Source organism: Photobacterium sanguinicancri, assembly GCF_024346675.1.
Taxonomy (GTDB): domain Bacteria; phylum Pseudomonadota; class Gammaproteobacteria; order Enterobacterales; family Vibrionaceae; genus Photobacterium; species Photobacterium sanguinicancri.
The window spans coordinates 1,875,872-1,896,239 of record NZ_AP024850.1 but is presented as its reverse complement, the minus strand read 5'-3'; the positions used below and the strand labels follow the sequence as shown (position 1 = coordinate 1,896,239).

At 42.3% G+C, this 20,368-nt stretch carries 20 protein-coding genes; 8 read left to right on the top strand and 12 right to left on the bottom strand.

Features of this window, described 5'->3' with window-relative positions; all coding sequences use genetic code 11:
* The first annotated feature begins 285 nt into the window (after positions 1–285).
* The 3 genes from OCU87_RS09155 to OCU87_RS09145 all read left to right on the top strand — a co-directional run bounded on the left by OCU87_RS09155 (position 286) and on the right by OCU87_RS09145 (position 4,201).
* Positions 286–1,059, top strand: coding sequence for a TerC family protein (locus OCU87_RS09155; protein ID WP_062690662.1), 774 nt, complete (start codon positions 286–288; stop codon positions 1,057–1,059).
* A gap of 173 nt (positions 1,060–1,232) precedes the next feature.
* A complete protein-coding gene (locus OCU87_RS09150; protein WP_062690663.1) occupies positions 1,233–2,333 on the top strand; it encodes a Fic family protein in 1,101 nt (366 codons plus the stop codon).
* Between the two features lie 242 nt (positions 2,334–2,575).
* Complete coding sequence (locus OCU87_RS09145; RefSeq protein ID WP_062690664.1) at positions 2,576–4,201, top strand: NAD(P)/FAD-dependent oxidoreductase; 1,626 nt, start codon at positions 2,576–2,578, stop codon at positions 4,199–4,201.
* A 120-nt stretch (positions 4,202–4,321) separates the two neighbouring features.
* Here the strand turns inward: OCU87_RS09145 and OCU87_RS09140 are convergent, their stop codons facing one another.
* Complete coding sequence (locus OCU87_RS09140; protein WP_261856951.1) at positions 4,322–5,215, bottom strand: LysR family transcriptional regulator; 894 nt, start codon at positions 5,213–5,215, stop codon at positions 4,322–4,324.
* 111 nt (positions 5,216–5,326) lie between these two features.
* Between OCU87_RS09140 and OCU87_RS09135 the strand changes: the two genes are divergently transcribed.
* Positions 5,327–5,677 carry a DoxX family protein gene (locus OCU87_RS09135; protein ID WP_062690666.1) on the top strand — a complete coding sequence of 117 codons (351 nt, stop codon included), beginning with the start codon at positions 5,327–5,329 and terminating at the stop codon, positions 5,675–5,677.
* 45 nt (positions 5,678–5,722) lie between these two features.
* Here OCU87_RS09135 and OCU87_RS09130 read toward each other — a convergent pair whose 3' ends face one another.
* Positions 5,723–7,204 carry a carboxypeptidase M32 gene (locus tag OCU87_RS09130; protein ID WP_261856950.1) on the bottom strand — a complete coding sequence of 494 codons (1,482 nt, stop codon included), beginning with the start codon at positions 7,202–7,204 and terminating at the stop codon, positions 5,723–5,725.
* 383 nt (positions 7,205–7,587) lie between these two features.
* Between OCU87_RS09130 and OCU87_RS09125 the strand changes: the two genes are divergently transcribed.
* From OCU87_RS09125 to OCU87_RS09115, 3 genes are all read left to right on the top strand, one after another.
* Positions 7,588–8,778: a D-alanyl-D-alanine carboxypeptidase family protein gene (locus OCU87_RS09125; RefSeq protein ID WP_261856949.1), complete on the top strand. Its 1,191-nt coding sequence runs from the start codon at positions 7,588–7,590 to the stop codon at positions 8,776–8,778.
* A 158-nt stretch (positions 8,779–8,936) separates the two neighbouring features.
* Positions 8,937–9,830 (top strand): tRNA 2-thiocytidine(32) synthetase TtcA, encoded by an 894-nt coding sequence (gene ttcA, locus OCU87_RS09120; protein ID WP_094957416.1) that lies wholly within the window; start codon positions 8,937–8,939, stop codon positions 9,828–9,830.
* Positions 9,831–10,088: 258 nt separating this feature from the next.
* Positions 10,089–10,448 carry a hypothetical protein gene (locus OCU87_RS09115; RefSeq protein ID WP_261856948.1) on the top strand — a complete coding sequence of 120 codons (360 nt, stop codon included), beginning with the start codon at positions 10,089–10,091 and terminating at the stop codon, positions 10,446–10,448.
* A gap of 83 nt (positions 10,449–10,531) precedes the next feature.
* Here the strand turns inward: OCU87_RS09115 and uspE are convergent, their stop codons facing one another.
* From uspE to ccoN, 10 genes are all read right to left on the bottom strand, one after another.
* Positions 10,532–11,476: a universal stress protein UspE gene (gene uspE, locus OCU87_RS09110; RefSeq protein WP_261856947.1), complete on the bottom strand. Its 945-nt coding sequence runs from the start codon at positions 11,474–11,476 to the stop codon at positions 10,532–10,534.
* A 209-nt stretch (positions 11,477–11,685) separates the two neighbouring features.
* Positions 11,686–12,441, bottom strand: a complete 756-nt coding sequence (locus OCU87_RS09105) for an FNR family transcription factor (protein WP_062690671.1) — start codon at positions 12,439–12,441, stop codon at positions 11,686–11,688.
* A 73-nt stretch (positions 12,442–12,514) separates the two neighbouring features.
* Positions 12,515–13,192 (bottom strand): sulfite exporter TauE/SafE family protein, encoded by a 678-nt coding sequence (locus OCU87_RS09100; protein ID WP_094957419.1) that lies wholly within the window; start codon positions 13,190–13,192, stop codon positions 12,515–12,517.
* A gap of 3 nt (positions 13,193–13,195) precedes the next feature.
* On the bottom strand, positions 13,196–13,396 hold the full coding sequence (gene ccoS / locus OCU87_RS09095) for a cbb3-type cytochrome oxidase assembly protein CcoS (RefSeq protein ID WP_261856946.1): 201 nt from the start codon (positions 13,394–13,396) through the stop codon (positions 13,196–13,198).
* 1 nt (position 13,397) lies between these two features.
* Positions 13,398–15,782: a heavy metal translocating P-type ATPase gene (locus OCU87_RS09090; RefSeq protein WP_261856945.1), complete on the bottom strand. Its 2,385-nt coding sequence runs from the start codon at positions 15,780–15,782 to the stop codon at positions 13,398–13,400.
* Positions 15,779–16,270, bottom strand: coding sequence for a FixH family protein (locus OCU87_RS09085; protein WP_062690675.1), 492 nt, complete (start codon positions 16,268–16,270; stop codon positions 15,779–15,781). The genes OCU87_RS09090 and OCU87_RS09085 overlap by 4 nt, the downstream gene beginning before the upstream one ends.
* A gap of 120 nt (positions 16,271–16,390) precedes the next feature.
* Positions 16,391–17,371 carry a cytochrome-c oxidase, cbb3-type subunit III gene (gene ccoP, locus OCU87_RS09080; protein WP_261856944.1) on the bottom strand — a complete coding sequence of 327 codons (981 nt, stop codon included), beginning with the start codon at positions 17,369–17,371 and terminating at the stop codon, positions 16,391–16,393.
* A gap of 5 nt (positions 17,372–17,376) precedes the next feature.
* Complete coding sequence (locus OCU87_RS09075; RefSeq protein ID WP_048898373.1) at positions 17,377–17,550, bottom strand: cbb3-type cytochrome oxidase subunit 3; 174 nt, start codon at positions 17,548–17,550, stop codon at positions 17,377–17,379.
* 10 nt (positions 17,551–17,560) lie between these two features.
* The gene (gene ccoO / locus OCU87_RS09070) at positions 17,561–18,169 is read right to left on the bottom strand and encodes a cytochrome-c oxidase, cbb3-type subunit II (protein WP_062690676.1); all 609 of its coding nucleotides are present in this window, start codon (positions 18,167–18,169) and stop codon (positions 17,561–17,563) included.
* 12 nt (positions 18,170–18,181) lie between these two features.
* Entirely contained in the window at positions 18,182–19,609 is a 1,428-nt protein-coding gene (ccoN, locus tag OCU87_RS09065; RefSeq protein WP_094957422.1) for a cytochrome-c oxidase, cbb3-type subunit I, read from the bottom strand.
* A 277-nt stretch (positions 19,610–19,886) separates the two neighbouring features.
* Between ccoN and OCU87_RS09060 the strand changes: the two genes are divergently transcribed.
* Positions 19,887–20,330: a hypothetical protein gene (locus OCU87_RS09060; RefSeq protein WP_062690677.1), complete on the top strand. Its 444-nt coding sequence runs from the start codon at positions 19,887–19,889 to the stop codon at positions 20,328–20,330.
* Positions 20,331–20,368 lie beyond the last annotated feature (38 nt).

The window sequence follows — 20,368 nt, the reverse complement described above, 5'->3', positions numbered from 1 at the left end:
CTTGAAAGAATGCATATTACCTTATGATTATAGATAACTTTCTCAGTGTAATATGAAACGCACTTAACAGATTACAAAAAAATTTGAAGTTGGTGAAAGCGAGAGGTTGCTAGTAGTGTGTCGCTATGCATTTAAGCAGTTACAAATAGTTACACTTATCAGATTGCTGAATTTATCAGTAAATGGATAAATACAGCCTCATTCTAACAAAAGGTTAAATACATATATGGACGACCCCTCGAGTCGCTCACCCCTTAGTTACTCCACCTTCTTGGAGTACGCAACATGCTAGAACTTTTCCTTCAACCTGAATCACTGATCATATTAGCGACTCTATTTGCCCTAGAGGTAGTATTAGGCGTTGATAATGTAGTGTTTATCTCTGTTTTATGTGAACGTTTGCCTGCGTACCAGCGTAAATTGGCGCGAAACCTCGGTATCGCTTTAGCCGTTTTAGCGCGCATAGGTTTAGTGTTCTCTATCAGTTGGGTTATGTCACTGACCGCACCATTATTTACTGTGATGAATAGCGCCTTTACTGGTCGTGACTTGATCATGATTTTAGGTGGCGCATTCTTGCTAGCGAAAAGCTTAAAAGAGTTGTGGATGTGGTTAACACAAGATGAGAGCCACACAGCAAGCACTGTTCGCGCTGGTATCGCATTAGTCTTATTACAGATAGTCGCAGTTGACGCCGTGTTCTCGATGGATTCAGTGATTACCGCTGTAGGTATGACAGATGAAGTACCTTTGATGATCGCCGCGATATTAGCGTCTGCTGTTGTCATGGTGTTATGTGCAGAGAAAATTAACGACTGTGTGACCCGTTACCCTGGGTTTAAAACATTAGCATTATTATTCTTGGTATTGCTTGGTGGTTTGTTAATGGCTGAAGGCTTTGCTATTCATGTAAACAAAGGGTATGTGTATTTTGCGATGGCCTTTGGTTTGATTATGGAAGGTTGCCATATCTTGCTGAAAAGAAAACGTAAAACATTGATTAACCGTTTGTATCCACAGCAAGCGGGTTGGGCTATTAAGACTCACGCTGTGCGTTAATAACCAGTCTGGTTGTTTCCGAAAGGCAGAACTTATGTTCTGCCTTTTTTGTATTTCCAGGTAATGATTCAAATACGTTATTATTTGAATCATACTTTGATTTGAATGTGGTGAATATTTGAATCATAATGTGATTTGAATGTTGGATTTAATTGCATCATCGAGGTGAAAGTATGTGGATATGGCAGCAAGAACAATGGCCAAACTTTACTTGGCGTGAGCCTCAGTTAGCTTTGCTATTACGCGATGTCCGATTCAACCAAGGGGTTTTGCTGGGGAAGGTGTCAGCTAAAGGCGAAGATGAACAACAAGCCATGCTTGATACGCTATTGGCGAACATCATTCATTCGAGTGCCATTGAAGGTGAGAAATTAAATGCGTTTTCTGTTCGTTCATCATTGGCCAATAAATTGGGCGTGACAGAAGACAAGCCTTACCCAACATCTGAGCAAAGTGATGGTCTTGCTGAGATAATGCTCGATGCGGTCAATAATCTTGATTCCGCATTAACGCTAGAGCGGATCTTAGATTGGCATCGCTTATTGTTCCCTGAAGGCTATACCATGTTTAACCCAGTCGAAGGGGGCAAGCTACGCGGTGATGCGCCCATGCAGGTTGTCTCTGGTCGTATCGATAGGCCTGTGATTCATTTTGAAGCACCAGAGCGTCATCAGCTAGAACAAGAACTTGAACAATTCATTACTTGGTTTAATCAGTCGCGTGACAATGTCACTTTAGACCCGTTAATCCGAGCAGCGATCACCCATCTTTGGTTTGTTACCATTCACCCAATGGACGATGGTAATGGCCGTATCACGCGATTGTTAACCGACCTTGCACTGGCACAAGCAGAACAACAGTCAGTACGTTTTTACGCTATGTCTGTCAGTATACTGGCTAGGCGCAAATCTTATTATGAGATATTAGAGCTTACCCAAAAGGGTGATTTAGATATTACAGACTGGTTAACGTGGTTCTTAGAAACTTTGAATCAAACTTTCTGTGATGTACTGGCAGAGATAGAACAAACAGTCGCAAAAACAAATTTTTGGCGACGCATAGATCAAACGCAATTAACTACCGAGCAAATGAAGGTCATGAACCGAATGCTAGATGGCGATTTTGATATTGGCATTAATGCCAGTCAGTATACCAAAGTAGCTAAAGTCAGCCGTCCGACTGCAACTCGTCACCTTGCAGCGTTAGTTAAACTGGGTTGTTTACAGAAAACAGATGCTGGCGGTCGAAGTACACGGTATATCGTTAACTTTTAAGCCACATCAGATAACGTCACAGTAAATACAGTTTGGTCGCTTATGAGTTGCTTGAGTGCTTAATAAATAGCCTAACTATGAGGCGTACGCTACTTTATAGGCCGGATAGGGGATAATCGTTGATGTCATGCAGAGCATGAACAACACTATGTGGCTAATTCGTCAAATAATGTTTATTACATTTTTTAGATAGATCACGTAAACTACGCGCTCATTTTTTTCGTCCATATATCAGGTAAATTATGATACGTCTCAACCAAGTGAAATTACCGCTGGATCACGCTGAAAACGCATTACAAGATTATGTTTTAAAAGCACTGTCAATATCTGAACAGCAACTGGTTGATATCCATGTATTTAAACGTGGTTATGACGCACGCAAGAAAAGTCAAATCTCCTTAATTTACACTTTAGATATTACGCTAAAAAATGTTGATGAAGAGTTACTGCTAGCAAACTTTGACAACGATCCAAACGTGCGCCAATCGCCAGACACTGAATACAAATATGTTGCCAGTGCTCCGAGTGATTTAACGGAGCGTCCGATTGTGATCGGCATGGGCCCTTGTGGCATATTTGTAGCACTAATTCTAGCTCAAATGGGTTTTAAACCAATTCTGTTAGAACGCGGTAAATCAGTACATGAACGCGCTAAAGATACATTCCGTTTTTGGCGTACCAGTGAATTAAATACTGAATCGAATGTTCAATTTGGTGAAGGTGGTGCGGGTACGTTTTCTGACGGCAAACTCTATAGCCAAGTAAAAGATCCAGGTTTCCTTGGTCTTAAAGTTAAACAAGAGTTTGTTCTTGCGGGCGCACCTTCTGAAATTATTTACGTTAGCAAACCGCACATTGGTACTTACAAATTAGTGACCATGGTTGAGAAAATTCGCTCTAAGATCATTGAACTTGGCGGCGAGATTCGTTTCGAAACGCGTGTTGAAGAAATCAACATCGAAGAAGTAAATGGCGAACGTCAGGTTGTAGGTGTAACGCTTAACGGTGGCGAAGTGATCAACAGTAAACATGTTGTTGCTGCAATCGGCCATAGTGCGCGTGATACTTTCCAAATGCTGCATGATAAAGGCGTACATTTGGAAGCACAGTCTTTCTCTATTGGTTTCCGAGTTGAACACAAACAAGAGATGATTGACCAAGCGCGTTTTGGTAAAAATGCGGGTCACCCAATTTTAGGTGCTGCAGATTACAAACTTGTGCATCACTGCAAAAACGGTCGCTCTGTATATAGTTTCTGTATGTGCCCTGGTGGTGTTGTGGTTGCCGCGACGTCGGAAGAGCATGCGGTTGTAACCAATGGTATGAGCCAGTACTCTCGTAGCGAACGTAATGCGAACAGTGCGATTGTTGTTGGTATTTCTCCTGAAGATTTTAATAACGATCCGCTACAAGGTGTTGAGCTTCAGCGTAAGCTAGAACGTAATGCTTATGTTATGGGTGGAAGCAACTACGACGCGCCAGCACAAATGGTTGGTGATTTCTTAGCTGCTGGTAAAGGTAAGCCTTTTGAAGCGGTTGAACCATCTTACAAACCGAATGTTAAAATGACAGATCTAAGTGATGCATTACCTGATTTTGCTATCGATGCGATTCGTGAAGCACTTCCTGCGTTTGCTAAGAAGATCCGCGGTTTTGATAGTAAAGATGCAATGCTAACGGGTGTTGAAACTCGTACATCATCACCGGTTCAAATTAAACGTGGCGCTGATTTCCAAAGCATTAACACACTAGGCTTATACCCAGGTGGTGAAGGTGCAGGTTACGCGGGCGGTATTTTGTCTGCAGGTATTGATGGCATCAAAATCGCTGAAGCGGTTGCGCTTGATATGCTAAAAAAACACAGCTAACGTCAACGATTAATCTCGCTAGACGTGCATCGCTGCAATATCAAAAGAGCCGCTAATTTTAGCGGCTTTTTTACGTTTTGGTTTCCAGTGACTGAAACAGCTAACTCGAAGAAGCATACGTCAAAAACGTTCCTGAAAGTAATTTGCAAGAAAACTAACGAAAGACGTTATCCTTTGAGGTTGATAGTCGTTCGCTTTGAATACGGCATACATGGGAAGTTTCATTGGCTCGTATTCTGTTAATACTAAGGTTAACTGAGCTTTACTGAGATACTGTTCAACCATCCAACAGGGTAATAGCGCGACACCATGCCCTAGCAATGCCATTTCAAGTAATAACTCAGCACTGTCACTTTTAAAGCTTTCTCTAACTGCGACTTTAGAAAAAGTACCGTCTGTATTTTTAAATCCCCATATGTTGGACGGGGAGCTAAAAGAATAGGTTAAGCATTGAAGTTGTTTAAGATCGTTAATTGTCTTTGGCGTGGGCTTATTTGCTAAATACTGTGGCGAAGCAAAACAAACCGCTTCATTGGTAAACAACAAACGCGCCTTATAGCCGGAGTCTTCTAGGTACGACGCACGAATCGCAATATCTACACTGCTTTCGATTAAATCTACCTGCCGATCATTTACCGATACATTGATGACAAGGTTAGGGTGCATGGTCATAAACTGACTAATCGGTTCTGCCAGTAATATTGTTGCGGCAGCGCTGGGAACCGAGAGTTTGAGTTCACCACTGACTTGAGTGAGTTCACCTTTCAAGCGTGATTCAGTATGCGTCATTTCATCAAGTAATTTAATGCAATAGATCAGATACTCAGCGCCTTGTGGTGTTAGCGATATTTTCCTGCTGTTACGATAAAACAAGGTAAACCCAATACGATTTTCTAACCAAGCTATCTTTTTGCTCACCGCACTTTGAGTTAGATTTTGTTCATCTGCCGCCGCAGTAAAACTCCCCAGTTGAGCCGTTCGAGCAAATAGCGTTATGCATTCATATTTGTCCATACAACACCACCTAAATCATTCCATTTTAGAATGTTAACTATGACAAAAATAGCATTCTTCCATCTCGTTTGGAATGTTTAAATAGCCTAATTCAACGAGGAGAATGAAACAATGAAAGATGTCTTAGTGCTGCTGTTAATCGCTTTTTTTGCATTTGCGAGTTCCGTAAAATTACTTGGCTGGCAGAAAATAATTTTTGAAACACAGCTCGCTTTTTTCCATAAGTATGGCCTCAATAGAGCAGCCATGTTTGTGGTTGGTTTAATTGAGTTAGCGGGCGTGATTCTACTTATTAGCTCATTATTCGTAATAGAAAACCCATTGGTGTTATGGAGTGGTGCGGCTTTATTAGGAGCAACCTCGGTCGGGGCGCTATTCTTCCATTTTCGCTTTGATCGCTGGCAAGATGGGATACCTGCAATGGTAACCTTGGCATTGTCTGTGGCTGTGAGTGTTTTATAGGTGTGAAATAGGAATAAGAGCAGCTATTGCTGCCCTTATTAGATTTTATAGATAGCGGCTTATTAAATGTTCTTTAAAATAACTCGGATTCAGCGATTTACCTGTTGCTCGAATTACAAGTTCATCGGTTGTGAGTGTGGATGCTTTTGACCAGATGTTTGCTTCAAGCCAAGTAAAGATAGGTGTAAGGTTATTGTCACTAATGAGCTGTTCTACATCCATTTCTTTGCGCATGGTAGCCATGAACTGCGCGGCGTACATTGCACCTAATGTATAACTTGGAAAGTACCCAAAGCTGCCATCGGTCCAGTGAATATCTTGCATGCAGCCATCGGTGTAATTACCTTCCGTATTCACACCTAAGTACTCTGTCATTTTTTGATTCCAGAGTGATGGAATATCTGCCACTTCAATCTTGCCTTCGATTAAATCTCGCTCGATTTCATAGCGAAGAATAATGTGGGCAGGATAGGTGACTTCATCGGCGTCGACACGAATAAAAGCTGGTTTAACTCGTGTATTAAAAAGAGTGATGTTTTCTGCCGTAAACGCTGGGTCGTCTTCACGGTTTAACAATGCTTGTGCCGTTGGTGCTAACAAATTAATAAATTCTAAGCTGCGTGATAACTGCATTTCAAACAACAAACTTTGTGATTCATGAATCCCCATTGAACGCGCTTCACCCGCAGGTAATTCAGCCCATTCTTTTGGCAGACCTTGCTCGTAACGTGCGTGGCCTGTTTCGTGGATAACCCCCATTAATGCGGAGGTGAAATCTACTTCGTCGTAACGCGTCGTCATACGAACGTCGGTAGGTATACCACCGCAGAAAGGGTGGACACTGACGTCAAGGCGGCCATGATTAAAATCAAAACCGAGTAGCTTCATCATTTCAACGCTCAGTTCTTTTTGCTTATCAATAGCAAAAGGGCCTTGAGGCATTAGCACACTTTCCGATTGTTGTTTCTTCTGTATTTGTTGAATGAGGTCAGGAAGCCAAGATTTCACATCAGCAAAAATAACATCAAGCTTATCTGTCGTCATGCCTGGTTCGTACAAATCAACTAGCGCGTTATAGCGGCTTAAACCAGTAGCTTCAGATCGGATCTGAGCTTCTTGACGAGACAGTTCAACTACTTTTTCAAGATTCGTTTGGAAATCAGCCCAGTTATTGTCTTTACGCTGATTTCGCCAAGCATGCTCACAAACAGATCCTGCTTTAGACTGTGCTTCAACTAGATCTTCTGGCAGTACTGTGGCTTGCTGCCAGCGGTTTTTCATTTCACGTAGGCTGGCTTGTTGCTCTGTTGAAAGACTTTCAGATTCAGCTTGTGTAAAGAGAGCTTGTAGCTTTGGGTCTGTTAATAATTGGTGGGTATAAACGGCCAGTTCAGCCATTGCTGCTGAGCGAGCATCGTTACCACCTTCAGGCATCATTGAGGCCTGATCCCAACCACAAATTGCACCTAAGTGATTAAAGCGAGACAATTTCTTGAAGTGTTTTTCGAGCTGTTGATAATTAGACATATTCTTTCCCTGTAATCTTGCCTGTTGAATGGCGAACTTTAATGTGGGTATCCACTTGTTTCAATCTATAGCCTTTATGTTTTTGCATCGATTTTATTTAGGCTTTTCGTAAATGAATAACTATTGGTTTAACGTGATGATACTAAAAATCACTTTTAGCATAGTAACGTGTTTACGATTAATCGCAATATCACGCTTTATAGCAGTAATTAAGAGTCGCTAGTGTAACAAAATGGCCAAGAACTCACTCTTTGTAATGTAAATTATCGTGAAAAATTGTCAGAATTTAACCTCAATCGTAATTGTTGATGAGAGAAGCATGTATTCGTGAAATGCTTATATATACTGGATGTATCTTTTGGTTATACGGAATACGTAGCACGATGAATACCATTCCACGCGTTTTATCCTCGCTGCCTGCTTGTTCGCTGACAGCAGCGATGCTTTTATCTTTTTCTCTTAACGCAACAGCGGCACCAACAGTAATTCCTGATGCTCCAGTACTGGGTTCAAAAGGCTATGTGCTTATTGATTACCACACAGGAAAAATCTTGGTAGAAAAAAATGCGCATGAAAAACTTAACCCTGCCAGCTTAACGAAGCTGATGACCAGTTTTGTAGCCGGTAAAGAGATGCAGCAAGGTAATATTAATGCTGACGATTTAGTGGTGATCAGCCGTAACGCATGGGCACGAAACTTCCCAGATTCATCAAAAATGTTTATTGAGGTTGGCACTGAAGTCAACATGATGGACTTATATCGTGGTTTGATAGTGCAATCAGGTAACGATGCCAGTGTTGCCATTGCAGAGCATGTTGCAGGGTCGGAAGGGGCTTTTGTGAGTTTAATGAACTCATGGGCCAAAAAATTAGAAATGACCAACTCTTCATTCTCCAACCCACATGGATTAGATGCTGATAACCTGTACAGCACGCCTTATGATATTGCGTTATTAGGTCAGGCATTAATTCACGATTTACCTGACATTTACTCTCTTTATAGTGAGCGTTCTTTTAACTATAACAACATTACGCAGCGTAACCGTAATGGTCTACTGGGTGATAGAAGCTTGAATGTAGATGGGATGAAAACAGGTTACACCAGTGGGGCTGGTTTTAGTTTGGCGAGCTCTGCCACTCAAGATGATATGCGTTTAATCTCGGTCGTGATGGGAGCAAGTAGTTCAAAAAGCCGTGAAGCAGAAAGCAAACAGCTACTGAACTATGGTTTCCGTTTCTTTGATACGGTGTCACCACACAAGCAAGGCGAGTCCATTCTTAATGAAAAAATATGGATGGGTGATAAAGACGAAATTAAACTTGGGGTAGGCGAGGATACTTTTGTTACCGCGTCACGCAATAAGGTTAAATGGCTAAAAGCCCATGTCGAATTAGATGATGAGCTTGTTGCTCCTGTTCGTAAAGGTACTGTTGTCGGTAAGGTGATTTATCAAGTGAACGACAATAGTGTCGGTGAAGCACCGCTTGTTGCTCTCGAAACAGTAGAAGAAGGTGGTATCTTTAGCCAAATTGTTGATTACATCAAACGCTTCTTTTTAAGCTTGTTCAAATAGCCTCTCAAAACACACTAAAAAAGCTGCATTAAGCAGCTTTTTTAGATCCCGCTATACAGATGTTTCAACATCGCAGAAAAATCCGTATAATCCACGCCCTACAAAGAATCCATCTAGGAAATCTACAGTCGATATCTTCGACAGTGTGAGAAGTCGCAATGAATCAGAATGATAATAGAAAAGAGACACTTGAATTCAACAAACTCCAAAAGCGTTTAAGGAGAAATGTTGGGAATGCAATTATCGATTACAACATGATTGAAGAAAATGATGTTGTGATGGCATGTATCAGTGGCGGTAAAGATTCATTTGCGATGCTCGATATCCTTTTGAACTTGAAAAAAGCAGCGCCGATTCATTTTGATGTTGTTGCTGTTAACCTTGATCAAAAGCAACCGGGTTTCCCTGATCATATTTTGCCAGAATACTTCAAAAGCCTGAATATTCCTTACTACATCGTAGATAAAGATACGTATTCAGTGGTTAAAGAGAAAATCGAAGAAGGCAAGACAACATGTGGTCTATGTTCGCGTCTACGCCGCGGTACGCTTTACTCGTTTGCTGAGAAAATTGGGGCAACGAAGATTGCACTTGGTCACCACCTTGATGATATCGTTGAGACTATGTTCTTGAACATGTTCCACGGTTCTCGTTTAAAGGCGATGCCTCCTAAACTTCGTTCAGATGATGGTCGTAACGTGGTTATTCGTCCACTGACTTACTGCCGTGAAAAGGATCTGATCAAATACGCTGAACATAAAGCGTTCCCGATCATTCCATGTAACCTATGTGGTTCTCAAGAAAACCTTCAGCGCCAGAATATTAAAGCAATGTTGATTGATTGGGATAAGAAAACACCAGGCCGTGTTGATAGTATTTTCAAATCAATTCAGAACATTAGCCCAAGCCAATTAGCAGATAAGAATCTATTTGATTTTGTTAACTTGCCGCTAGATCGTGAAGGTGAACGTGCAGAGTATGCTTTCACTGAAGCTGAAGTATCATCAACGAACATTGATGAGTCTATGTTTATTGATGTGACTAACGTTTAATCACAACAATTATTCAGCATGATGAGAAAGGGCGACTATAGTTGCCCTTTTGTTAATTAGATAAAGAATTTCCCTATTCGCGCCTATTTACACGTGCCTCATTCTGCATCAGCCTTTCTTTCCCCCTTGAGCCTGTTCCCAAAACATCGAACTAAACCGCTAACTTTTATAGCTATTTACTGTAAACTTGCAGTTAATCTATTTGGTAGCCTCAACGTAGCTGCCACAATTAGTCATCGTTTAAGCAAGCAGGGATTTATGACTTTGGTAAAAAAGGGAACATTCGTATTAGCGGGTTTACTTAGCTTTGGGCTTGTTGGATGTTCATCACAGCAGACGCAGCAGTTAGGCTTACGAAGCAGCACGGTATATTCTTCACCACAGCAAATGTCTAATCAAGAGCTTTGCGATACATATGTGCATGGTCGTGATTCTGTCCATACTCGTTTTGCTATTGCGAGTGAGTGGAGCCGACGCGGTTTAAGCACTAAATACTGTAAAGAAAAAAACCAAGAACTCTTTATTACAACGGCAGTGAAAGCCTTGGCGGGTATTAGCTCTGAAACAAAGAAAGAAAATGCTAACGCGGTACAGCCCGTTCAACCTGTTGCTAAATAAATTGTTTAAGACTTAAGTGAAAACGGAACCTATCAAGGTTCCGTTTTTGTATCTAAAACTAATACGCTATTTCAAGCTAACTGTTAATCGATGTTTGGTGCTAACGGGCTGATATAGCCTTCTGGTTTTAGCGCTAACAAATCACAGTTTAGGCTGTCGATCGTATGCTCTGCGGTATTACCAATAAAGATGGCAGATAAGCCTGTTCGGCCTGTTGTGCCAAGAATGACCATTTCGGCATCAAGCTCTTCGGCCACTTGTGGAATAACATCTTCTGGTAGACCTTCCACTACGCAAGTTTGCTCTTCAGATATACCATGTTTTTGGCGTAACGCTTTCATAGAGGTTAGGTGGTGCCCACGGACAGCATCGGTGTAAGATGCTGGATCAAACTCTGGTAACTCAATGGTAATATTCACTGGTGTTGATGGGTAAGCATTAACAATAATGACTTCGGCATTAAGCGTATCTGCAAAGCGTTTTGCTTCGTTAATGATGCAATCATTTAATGCTTCGTGAGTCTCACTGTCTGCGGCTAAATTTACACTCGCAATGATCTTGCCGCTATTCTCAGGCCAATTGTGTTCTTTCACCATTAAAACAGGGCATGGACATTTTCGTAGTAAATGCCAATCTGTTGGAGTGAAGATAACGGAACCGAGTTTGTCATGTTCATGCGTGGCTTTAATCACGATGTCATGGTGGTTGCTAAACACTTCAGCAATCACGGCTTCATAAGGGCGGTTATGCCAAACGACTAAGAGTTCGATACTTAATCCGTCTTCAGTAAAAGGACGAATAATATCTTTTAACCATTCTTCTCGTTGTTGAACCACACCTTTGCGCATAGCCTGCCGTTCGTCAGACGAGAGCATTGAGGTCATTTCATAAGAAAAATCGTAGATCGCGAGAAACAGTGTAATTTTAGTTTCTGGTGAACCTTGAGCAAGGTGCGCGGCTCGCGAAAGTGCGGGTTGATTGTCTTGCGCCGGATCGGCAACAACCAAAATATTCTTGTACTGTGTCATAACTGCCCCCTTACACAAACTGTCATCACGACTGTGTTGGCAACTGCATTAACCTGAAAAAAGTACAGATACCTAATATAGATTTCAAACAGGTATAACTAACTGTAACGCAAGTGGGGGAAAAAGGGGATAAATACGGAGGGCAAATATAAAAAAAGTGATACGCATCAAAAACGTATCACTTTTTGTTTTCATTGAAGAATAGATTATTACAGACTGTTGCTTTTGCTCACACCTGCTAATCGTGCCAGTTCTTCATGATCAAGAATCGTAATGTACTTACCTTTAACACTCAGCATTTCTGATTTTTGGAAGCGACCTAATAGACGACTGATAGTTTCAACCGTTAAACCTAGGTAGTTACCAATATCACCGCGTGTCATAGTTAGGCGGAATTCTCGAGGTGAGAAGCCACGCTGAGAGAAACGTAGTGATAAATTGTATAAGAATGCTGCTAAACGTTCTTCTGCATTCTTTTTAGAAAGCAGTAGAATCATTTCTTGGTCGCCTTTAATCTCGTTACTCATCAAGCGCATGATTTGTTGACGAAGTTTTGGCATTTTACCCGAAAGGTCATCTAAGATTTCAAAAGGAATCTCACAAACCATAGATGTTTCGAGTGATTGAGCAAAGCTCGGGTGTAGCATTTCATTGATCGCGTCAAAACCAACCAAGTCACCAGCAAGATGGAAAGCTGTAATTTGCTCATCACCCTGTTCGGTGATGGTGTAGCTTTTTATCGTGCCGGAGCGAATAGCATAAAGCGATTTTAATTCATCGCCTGCTTTGAAAAGCTCTTGGCCTTTCTGGATTGGTTTTTTTCGCTCGATAATTTGATCGAGCTGATCTAATTCAGACTCATTCAAAGTGAATGGGATACACAACTGACTAATACTACAATCCTGACAGTGGATTGCACACCCGCCTGACTGGATACGTTTGGTTGTAAGTTTGTCTGAAATCATAAGCCTGTCTAACCAATTTGATGTAGGTCAATATTTTAACATATTATGAAGCAATATGACGAGTATTAAAAACCTACATTATTTGATTGATTGCTATGTAACCAGTATGTATACCATAACCCAATAACAACAAAGCATTTGCACGCTTGAAATATAAATTACTGAGTAGCTGTTTTAGTTGAGAGGCTAACCCGCCCACAACGAGCATGGCAGGAAGTGTTCCTAAGCCAAAAGCAAGCATTACCAGGCTGCCGCTAACTAAGCTTCCGGATACTGCCGCCCAGCTTAATGTCGAGTAAACCAGCCCGCAAGGTAACCATCCCCACAGTACCCCAAAAGGTAATGCGGCCATCGGTGATTTTAATGGTAAAAAGGTATTGGCTTTAGGGGCAATACGCTTCCAAAGAATATGACCAACTTTTTCTATTTTTACAAGACCTTGCCACCATTGCCCTAAGTAAAGCGCGAGTATTATCATCATGACAGAAGCAAATAAACGCAATGAAATCAAAGCGTAAGAAGAGCCGCTCAATGTTGCTACACCAGCAAAAGCGCCACCAATGATACCGCCAGCGATAGTATAAGAGAGTAGGCGGCCGAGGTTGTACATTAATAAATAATGCCACCTATTATTTTTCTGTTGATTAGGCATTCCCATGGTGAGTGCCGCGGCAACGCCACCACACATTCCTAAGCAATGCCCAGCGCCCATTAGGCCAATGACAAACGCAGCATAAAAATCAATACTCATGGCTTACTCTGGCTTTTTAGGTGCTGATTCTGAGTTTGAATCTGGCGTCGATTTTGCTTTTGTTTCACTCTCATCAAACAAGATATCGAAGCCTTGTCGTTCAAGATCTTCAAATTGCTCCGACTTAACTGCCCATAAAAAGACACCAACAGCAATGCAAACCAATACAATGGCAATAGGGATCAAAATGTAAAGACTAGCCATTTTATTTTAATAACCTTAAAGAATTTGATACAACAATGATCGAACTCGCCGACATTCCCACTACTGCTATATAAGGTGCAACAAACCCTGCGACCGCTAATGGCAGAATAATTAAATTATAACCTAGTGCCCATGCTAAATTTTCACGGATGATTTTTTTGGTTTTCAAAGCCAATTTACGTGCATTAAGAATGCGAGTCAGCTGATCGCCTAATAGCACCATATCTGCTGATGATTTTGCGATATCAGTACCACCGCCCATTGCGACTGAAAGGTGAGCTCCAGCCAGAACAGGGGCGTCGTTCACGCCATCGCCAATCATGAGTGCAACGTCATTTTTATCAAGGCAACGAAGGTAATCAAGTTTCCCTTCCGGTGTTACACCAGAAACCAATTTGTCGATACCAAGTTTATCGGCAACAACCTGTGCACTAACCGAGTTATCACCTGTAAGCATGGTAACTTTTATACCAGCACGGTGAAATTGTTCAATTAGCTCTGCACTGTCTTCTCTAATTGGGTCTTCCAGTTTAAATGCGGCGACTAGCTCTGTATCTCGCGATAGCCATACTTGAAATTGATTTTCCATTTCTTTAGTAAGCTGCTCAGCATTAGAGTTATCTTGAAGCACAAAACTAAGTTGACCGATACGCCAAGTGCACTGATCTATGTCACCTTGCAAACCCTGCCCAATTGTATTTTCTACATTGTTAAACAAGGTGTGTTTATTCCGGTAGGGCTTAAACGCATTCGCTATTGGGTGATTAGCAAAGCGCTCAAGTTCTGCCGCCACCGCTAACGCATCGTGCTCTGCTACATCACTGAACAAACGCGTTTCAACAAGACGAACATTACCTTCTGTTAGCGTCCCTGTTTTATCAATAACAAGTTGGTTAACTTTACATAGGGTTTCCAGCACATGGCCGCGACGTAGTAGAATGCCTAATCGACCAAGGCTAGATGTCGAGCATGTTAACGCGGTCGGCGTAGCAAGTGATAGGGCGCATGGGCACGTAGCAACTAAGACCGCAAGGGTGATCCATAGAGCGTCATCCGGTTTTTGCTGATGCCAGTAATACCAAGTACCTGCAGCCACGATCAAAATAATTGCCACAAAGTATCGTGCGACTACATCGGCTAATACGGCAACTTTTGGTTTCGACATTTGTGCTTCATCTTGTAAGCGGACAATGTTCGAGATTAATGAATTCTGACGATCCTGTGTGACACGAATTTTAATGTTGCCATCACCATTAATGGTTCCCGCATAAACGAGTTCATCTTTATTACGAGGAACTGGCATGGGTTCGCCAGTCAGCATAGATTCATCGATGTGGGTTTCCCCAGAAAGTACAATACCGTCTGCGGGTAAGCTTTCCCCAGGAAGAACAGACACTATGTCGTTCACTTTTAATGTTTTGGCCGCGATTTGGCTACCGTCTTCTAATGTTGCCATTGCAGGCACAAGCTTTAGCAAGTTAGCACTGGCTGCCGCAGCTTGACGACGAGCGCGCATTTCAAGGAACCGCCCAAGCAATAAGAAGAAAGTAAACATGGAGATCGATTCAAAAAAGACTTCTCCTGTTTCTGTCACTGTCGCGTAAATACTTGCGACATACGCGAATAACAAGGCGATAGAGACGGGGACATCCATCCCCAGAGTCAATGCCCGTAAGTTTCGCCATGCGTTTAAGTAGAAAGGTAGAGCAGAGTATAAGAGGACAGGAGTTGCAAAAATCAAACTTACCCAGCGAAGATAATTTCTAAACTCTGCGTCTAAATCACCAAACACTTCAAAATACAGAGCTACTGCCAGCATCATCACCTGCATGGTCGCAATACCAGCAATACCAAGTTTATAGAGGTATTGCTTCATGGTTTCATGGTAGTGCTGCTCTTGGGCATCAGCCTCAAATGGCGCAGCTTTGTAGCCCAATTTATGAATACAAGAGAGAAGGTGACTGAGCTTAGTTTGTTCAGGATCCCACGCAAGTAAAGCGCGATGAGTTGTAGTATTAACGCGTATAGAAATAATACCGACTTCGCGCATGAGTTGCTTTTCAATCAACCAGGCACAAGCAGCGCAAGATACGCCCTCAAGTGACAATGTCACTTCTTTGCTGTTTTCATTACTACGGACAAACTCTTGCTGAACTTCTTCATGATCGTATAAAAGGAGTGATTGGAGTTGCTGCGGTACAAGATCAGCCTTTTCGGCAGGAGCGGTGCGGTATTCGTAATAAGATGTGAGGCCGCTTTCAACGATAGTCTGTGCAACTGCCTCACAACCAGGGCAACACATGTCGCGTGTTTCGCCCAGGATTTCAACTTGGAATTGGTGACCCGTTAAAACAGGGTCACCACAGTGGTAACAATCTTTTGTCATTCCTTGATCTGCCCGTACAACGAAATCGGGTCGGATGTTGGAAGTGCTACAGGGCCTTGCAACATCCAGTCGCCTTCAAATGGTTCAACCTCAACGAACCAAGGGCCTTGAACTGGCGCTGATGTGTTGAAGTGGTAACTGCCTTTTAGATCGGCACTAACCATTTGAGTAAAGTCTCTGTTTGCAAGAGTACGGTGGGTGAAAGTGACACGCAAGTTAGGAAATTGCGTTAGTTCACCTTTATCGAAATTAACTGTAATTTGGTCATCGACCACTTGCAGACTTGCTTTTAATTTAAGCGCATCGGCTACTTTTAATCGTGATAGGTCAAGATTAATCGCTTTACCTTTTTTGTAATAATCTTCAGCAACAAGATCAACTTGGTTTTGTGAGAAGACATAAACAATGCTGAGGCTATAGATAATTGATGTTGCAGGAATTGCCATAAGGAACCAAGGCCAAAACTGCTTATACCATGGTTTTTGCATGCTGATTACCTTCGAAGACTTCTTGGAAAGAGCCCCTGAGAGTATCAGGGGCTATAGGTTATGTCTCAGTTAAAAGTGTTAACGTTATGATTAACTGTAACTGATGATGAATAGCGGAAATTATTTGCTATTTGACTCGCTTAGGCTCCATACGTAAGCAGAGATAAGCTGTACTTTTTCTTCGCCAAGTACATCTTTCCATGCAGGCATTACACCTTGACGACCATGAGTGATCGTTGCTTCCACGGCACGTCGAGAACCACCGTATAGCCAAGTGTTATCCGTTAGGTCAGGTGCACCAAATGCAGGGTTACCTTTGCCATCCGTTCCGTGACAAGCAGCACACACAACAAAGCGTTGTTTGCCTGCTGCGGCATCTTGAGCATTCACTTTACGGCCCGACATTGAAAGCACGTAACTTGTCACATTTTTTACGCCGTCTTCACCTAGTGAATCAATCCATGCAGGCATCACACCAATACGACCATTCATGATGGTTGTTTTGATAGTTTCAGCCTCACCACCGTATAACCAAGCGTCATCCGTTAGGTTAGGGTAGCCCGCTTGGCCACGTGCATCAGAACCATGGCACTGTGCACAGTTTTGAATGAACAAACGTTGACCGACTTTAATTGCTTCATCGTTTTTAGCAATTTGCGTAATTGGCAGTAAAGTATTACCTGTACTGTCGTACGCCAGTGCTTTGAATGTTTCACCAAAACGTGCTTGTGCGTCACCTAACTCTTTAGCGTACTGATCCAGTGTTTTCTCTTGACGAGAGCGCTCCATAGAAGCTTGAGACTCTGCCATTGAACGTACAGTCTGATCGGAACTTGTCCAACCAAGTACGCCTTTAAAGTTACCTAGGCCAGGATATAGCACTAAGTAAACTGCGCCAAAAACCAGTGTGCCCCAAAACATATAGGACCACCACTTGGGCAGTGGGTTGTTTATTTCACGAATACCATCGTATTCGTGCCCCATATCTTCACCTTCTTCGACACCCATTTTGTCTCGGCTACACCAATAAAGCAGGGCAGCAATACCAACAAAGGTCGCGATAGTGATGATACTAATCCATAGACTCCAAAACGTCGTCATGCTTCCTAGCTCCTGTCTTTATCGCGCGTTGCCACGTCTTTCTCTTCATCAGCAAACACTAGATTAGCCGCTTCATCAAAACGGGCTTTCTGACGTTTACTGAAAGCCCATACGACAATGCCGATAAAGCTAGAAAACAAAATGACAGTCCAAATACTGTGAACAGTTCCAATATCCATAGAACGCTCCTTATTTCATCGCGTGACCAAGAGACTGAAGGTAAGCAACAAGTGCATCCATTTCAGTCTTGCCTTTAACCGCTTCACTTGCATTAGCAACTTGCTCATCAGTGTATGGCACACCAAAGTTATCTTTAAAGATTGCAAGTTTCTTAGAAGTTAACTTACCGTCCAGTACGTTCTCTTCTAACCAAGGGAAACCAGGCATGTTTGACTCAGGAACTACAGCACGAGGGTCACGAAGGTGAACACGGTGCCAGTCATCAGAATAACGACCACCTACACGTGCCAAATCAGGCCCTGTACGTTTTGAACCCCATAAGAATGGGTGTTCCCAAACACTTTCACCTGCAACGGAGTAATGACCGTAACGCTCTGTTTCAGAACGGAATGGACGAATCATTTGGCTATGACAAACGTTACAACCTTCACGGATGTAAATGTCACGACCTTCCATCTCCAAGGCCGTATAAGGGCGTAGGTTTTCAACTGGTTCAGTGGTTTGGTCTTGGTATAACAACGGCGTAATTTCTACTAGCGCACCAAAGCTGATCGCAATGACGATAAGAATGGCTAGGAGGCCGACATTTTTTTCTACAATTTCATGACGATTGCTCATCTGTCGAACTCCTTATGCTGGTTGCTCAATGGCTTTCAGGCTTTCTTTCGGTGCTGAGATTGTTTTGTATGCGTTGTACGCAAGCAAGAACATACCAGACAAGAAGATCAAGCCGCCAATGAAGCGAACGAAGTAGAATGGGTAAGACGCTTGTAGCGACTCAACGAAGCTGTAAGTCAATGTACCGTCGGTGTTCACTGCACGCCACATTAGGCCTTGCATCACACCAGATATCCACATAGCTACGATGTAAAGTACCGTACCGATCGTTGCAAGCCAGAAGTGCACGTTGATCAATTTAATTGAGTACATGCGTTCTTGACCGAACAGTTTTGGAATGAGGTGGTATAGGGCGCCAATAGAAACCATTGCAACCCAACCTAAAGCACCTGAGTGTACGTGACCGATAGTCCAGTCCGTGTAGTGCGATAAGGCGTTAACCGTTTTAATTGCCATCATTGGGCCTTCGAAGGTAGACATACCGTAGAAAGACAATGAAACAACAAGGAAACGTAGGATAGGGTCGTAACGTAGTTTATGCCATGCACCTGACAGCGTCATGATACCGTTGATCATTCCCCCCCAAGAAGGAGCGAATAGAACCAAAGACATCACCATACCTAACGATTGAGTCCAATCAGGTAGTGCTGTGTAATGAAGATGGTGCGGGCCAGCCCAAATGTAAAGTGATACTAATGCCCAGAAGTGAACGATAGATAGACGGTACGAGTAAACCGGACGACCAGCTTGCTTAGGGACGAAGTAATACATCATACCTAGGAAACCGGCTGTCAGTAGGAAACCTACCGCATTGTGGCCATACCACCATTGAACCATTGCATCGACTGCACCTGAATAAGCCGAGTAAGACTTAGTCATGGAAACAGGTACTGCAAGGCTATTAACAATGTGTAGAACCGCTACCGTGAGAATGAAGGCACCGAAAAACCAGTTAGCCACATAAATATGTGACGTTTTACGTTTTATCATAGTACCGAAAAAGACAATGGCATAGGCTACCCAAACAACTGCAATAGCGATATCAATCGGCCATTCCAGTTCTGCGTATTCTTTACCGGATGTCCAGCCCATCGGCAATGAAATTGCCGCAGACAGGATAATAGCTTGCCAACCCCAGAAGGTGAACGCCGCTAATTTCCCACCGAATAGTCTTGCTTGACAGGTACGTTGTACTACGTAATAAGACGTAGCAAATAACGCACTAGTACCAAATGCGAAAATCACTGCATTAGTATGCAATGGTCGCAAACGGCTGTATGTCAACCAAGGTAGGTCGAAATTTAGCGCCGGCCATACTAGCTGGGCGGCAATTAATACACCAACACCCATACCGACAATACCCCAAAGAATAGTTACTAAGGTGAATTGACGAACGACTGTATAGTTGTAGTTTTGTTCAAGCTGCTTTACTTGGCTCATGTTGCATGCTTCCACTATTTATTGTTCAACTACACTCTTTACTTTCCTTGTGCGAACAACAAGTTGTCGCAATACCACCCAGTAGCTAAATTAACGTCATATTGTTTTTTTGAACAACTTAACAATCAAATTGCTATTTTTTTGTAAAAGTGGCATTTTCATTGCGCATAATACGTTAGATAACAGATGATTAACAGTGTGATGCCCACACTATGTTTACGGTTAAGCAACATTTATGTGAAAACTTTGAACTCTGTAACACGGGATGTACAAATATATGGCGGCACAAAAACTTACTAAAGGCAGGCTTGCTCAAATAATCATCTTGATGGTGGTGTTAATTACAGCATTTGTATGGAGAACAATAACCTACAACCAAACTCAGCAAGAAAACGAGACAGTTTTAACATGTCATTTATCAACAACTGGATGCTTGGTTGAAAGCTCAGACGAAAACATTGCGATTTCATTTGTTTCAGATGCGTTAAAAGCTGATACAGCCATTATCATACAAATTGATAACACAAATGTTAAACCTACAGCAATCGTGGAAGGTGTCAGTATGTATATGGGATCTGTGCCTGTGATATTTACAAAAAACGACAGTGGTTGGCAGGGTGAATTTATGGTGCCAGCGTGCATGCACGATAAAATGGATTGGGCTATAAAAATTAAAGAAGGCCAAAAAGAAATAAATGCACTATTCAGTGTTGAAAAATAATTAACAATCAAAGAGTAATTTTTGGTTTAGATAACAAA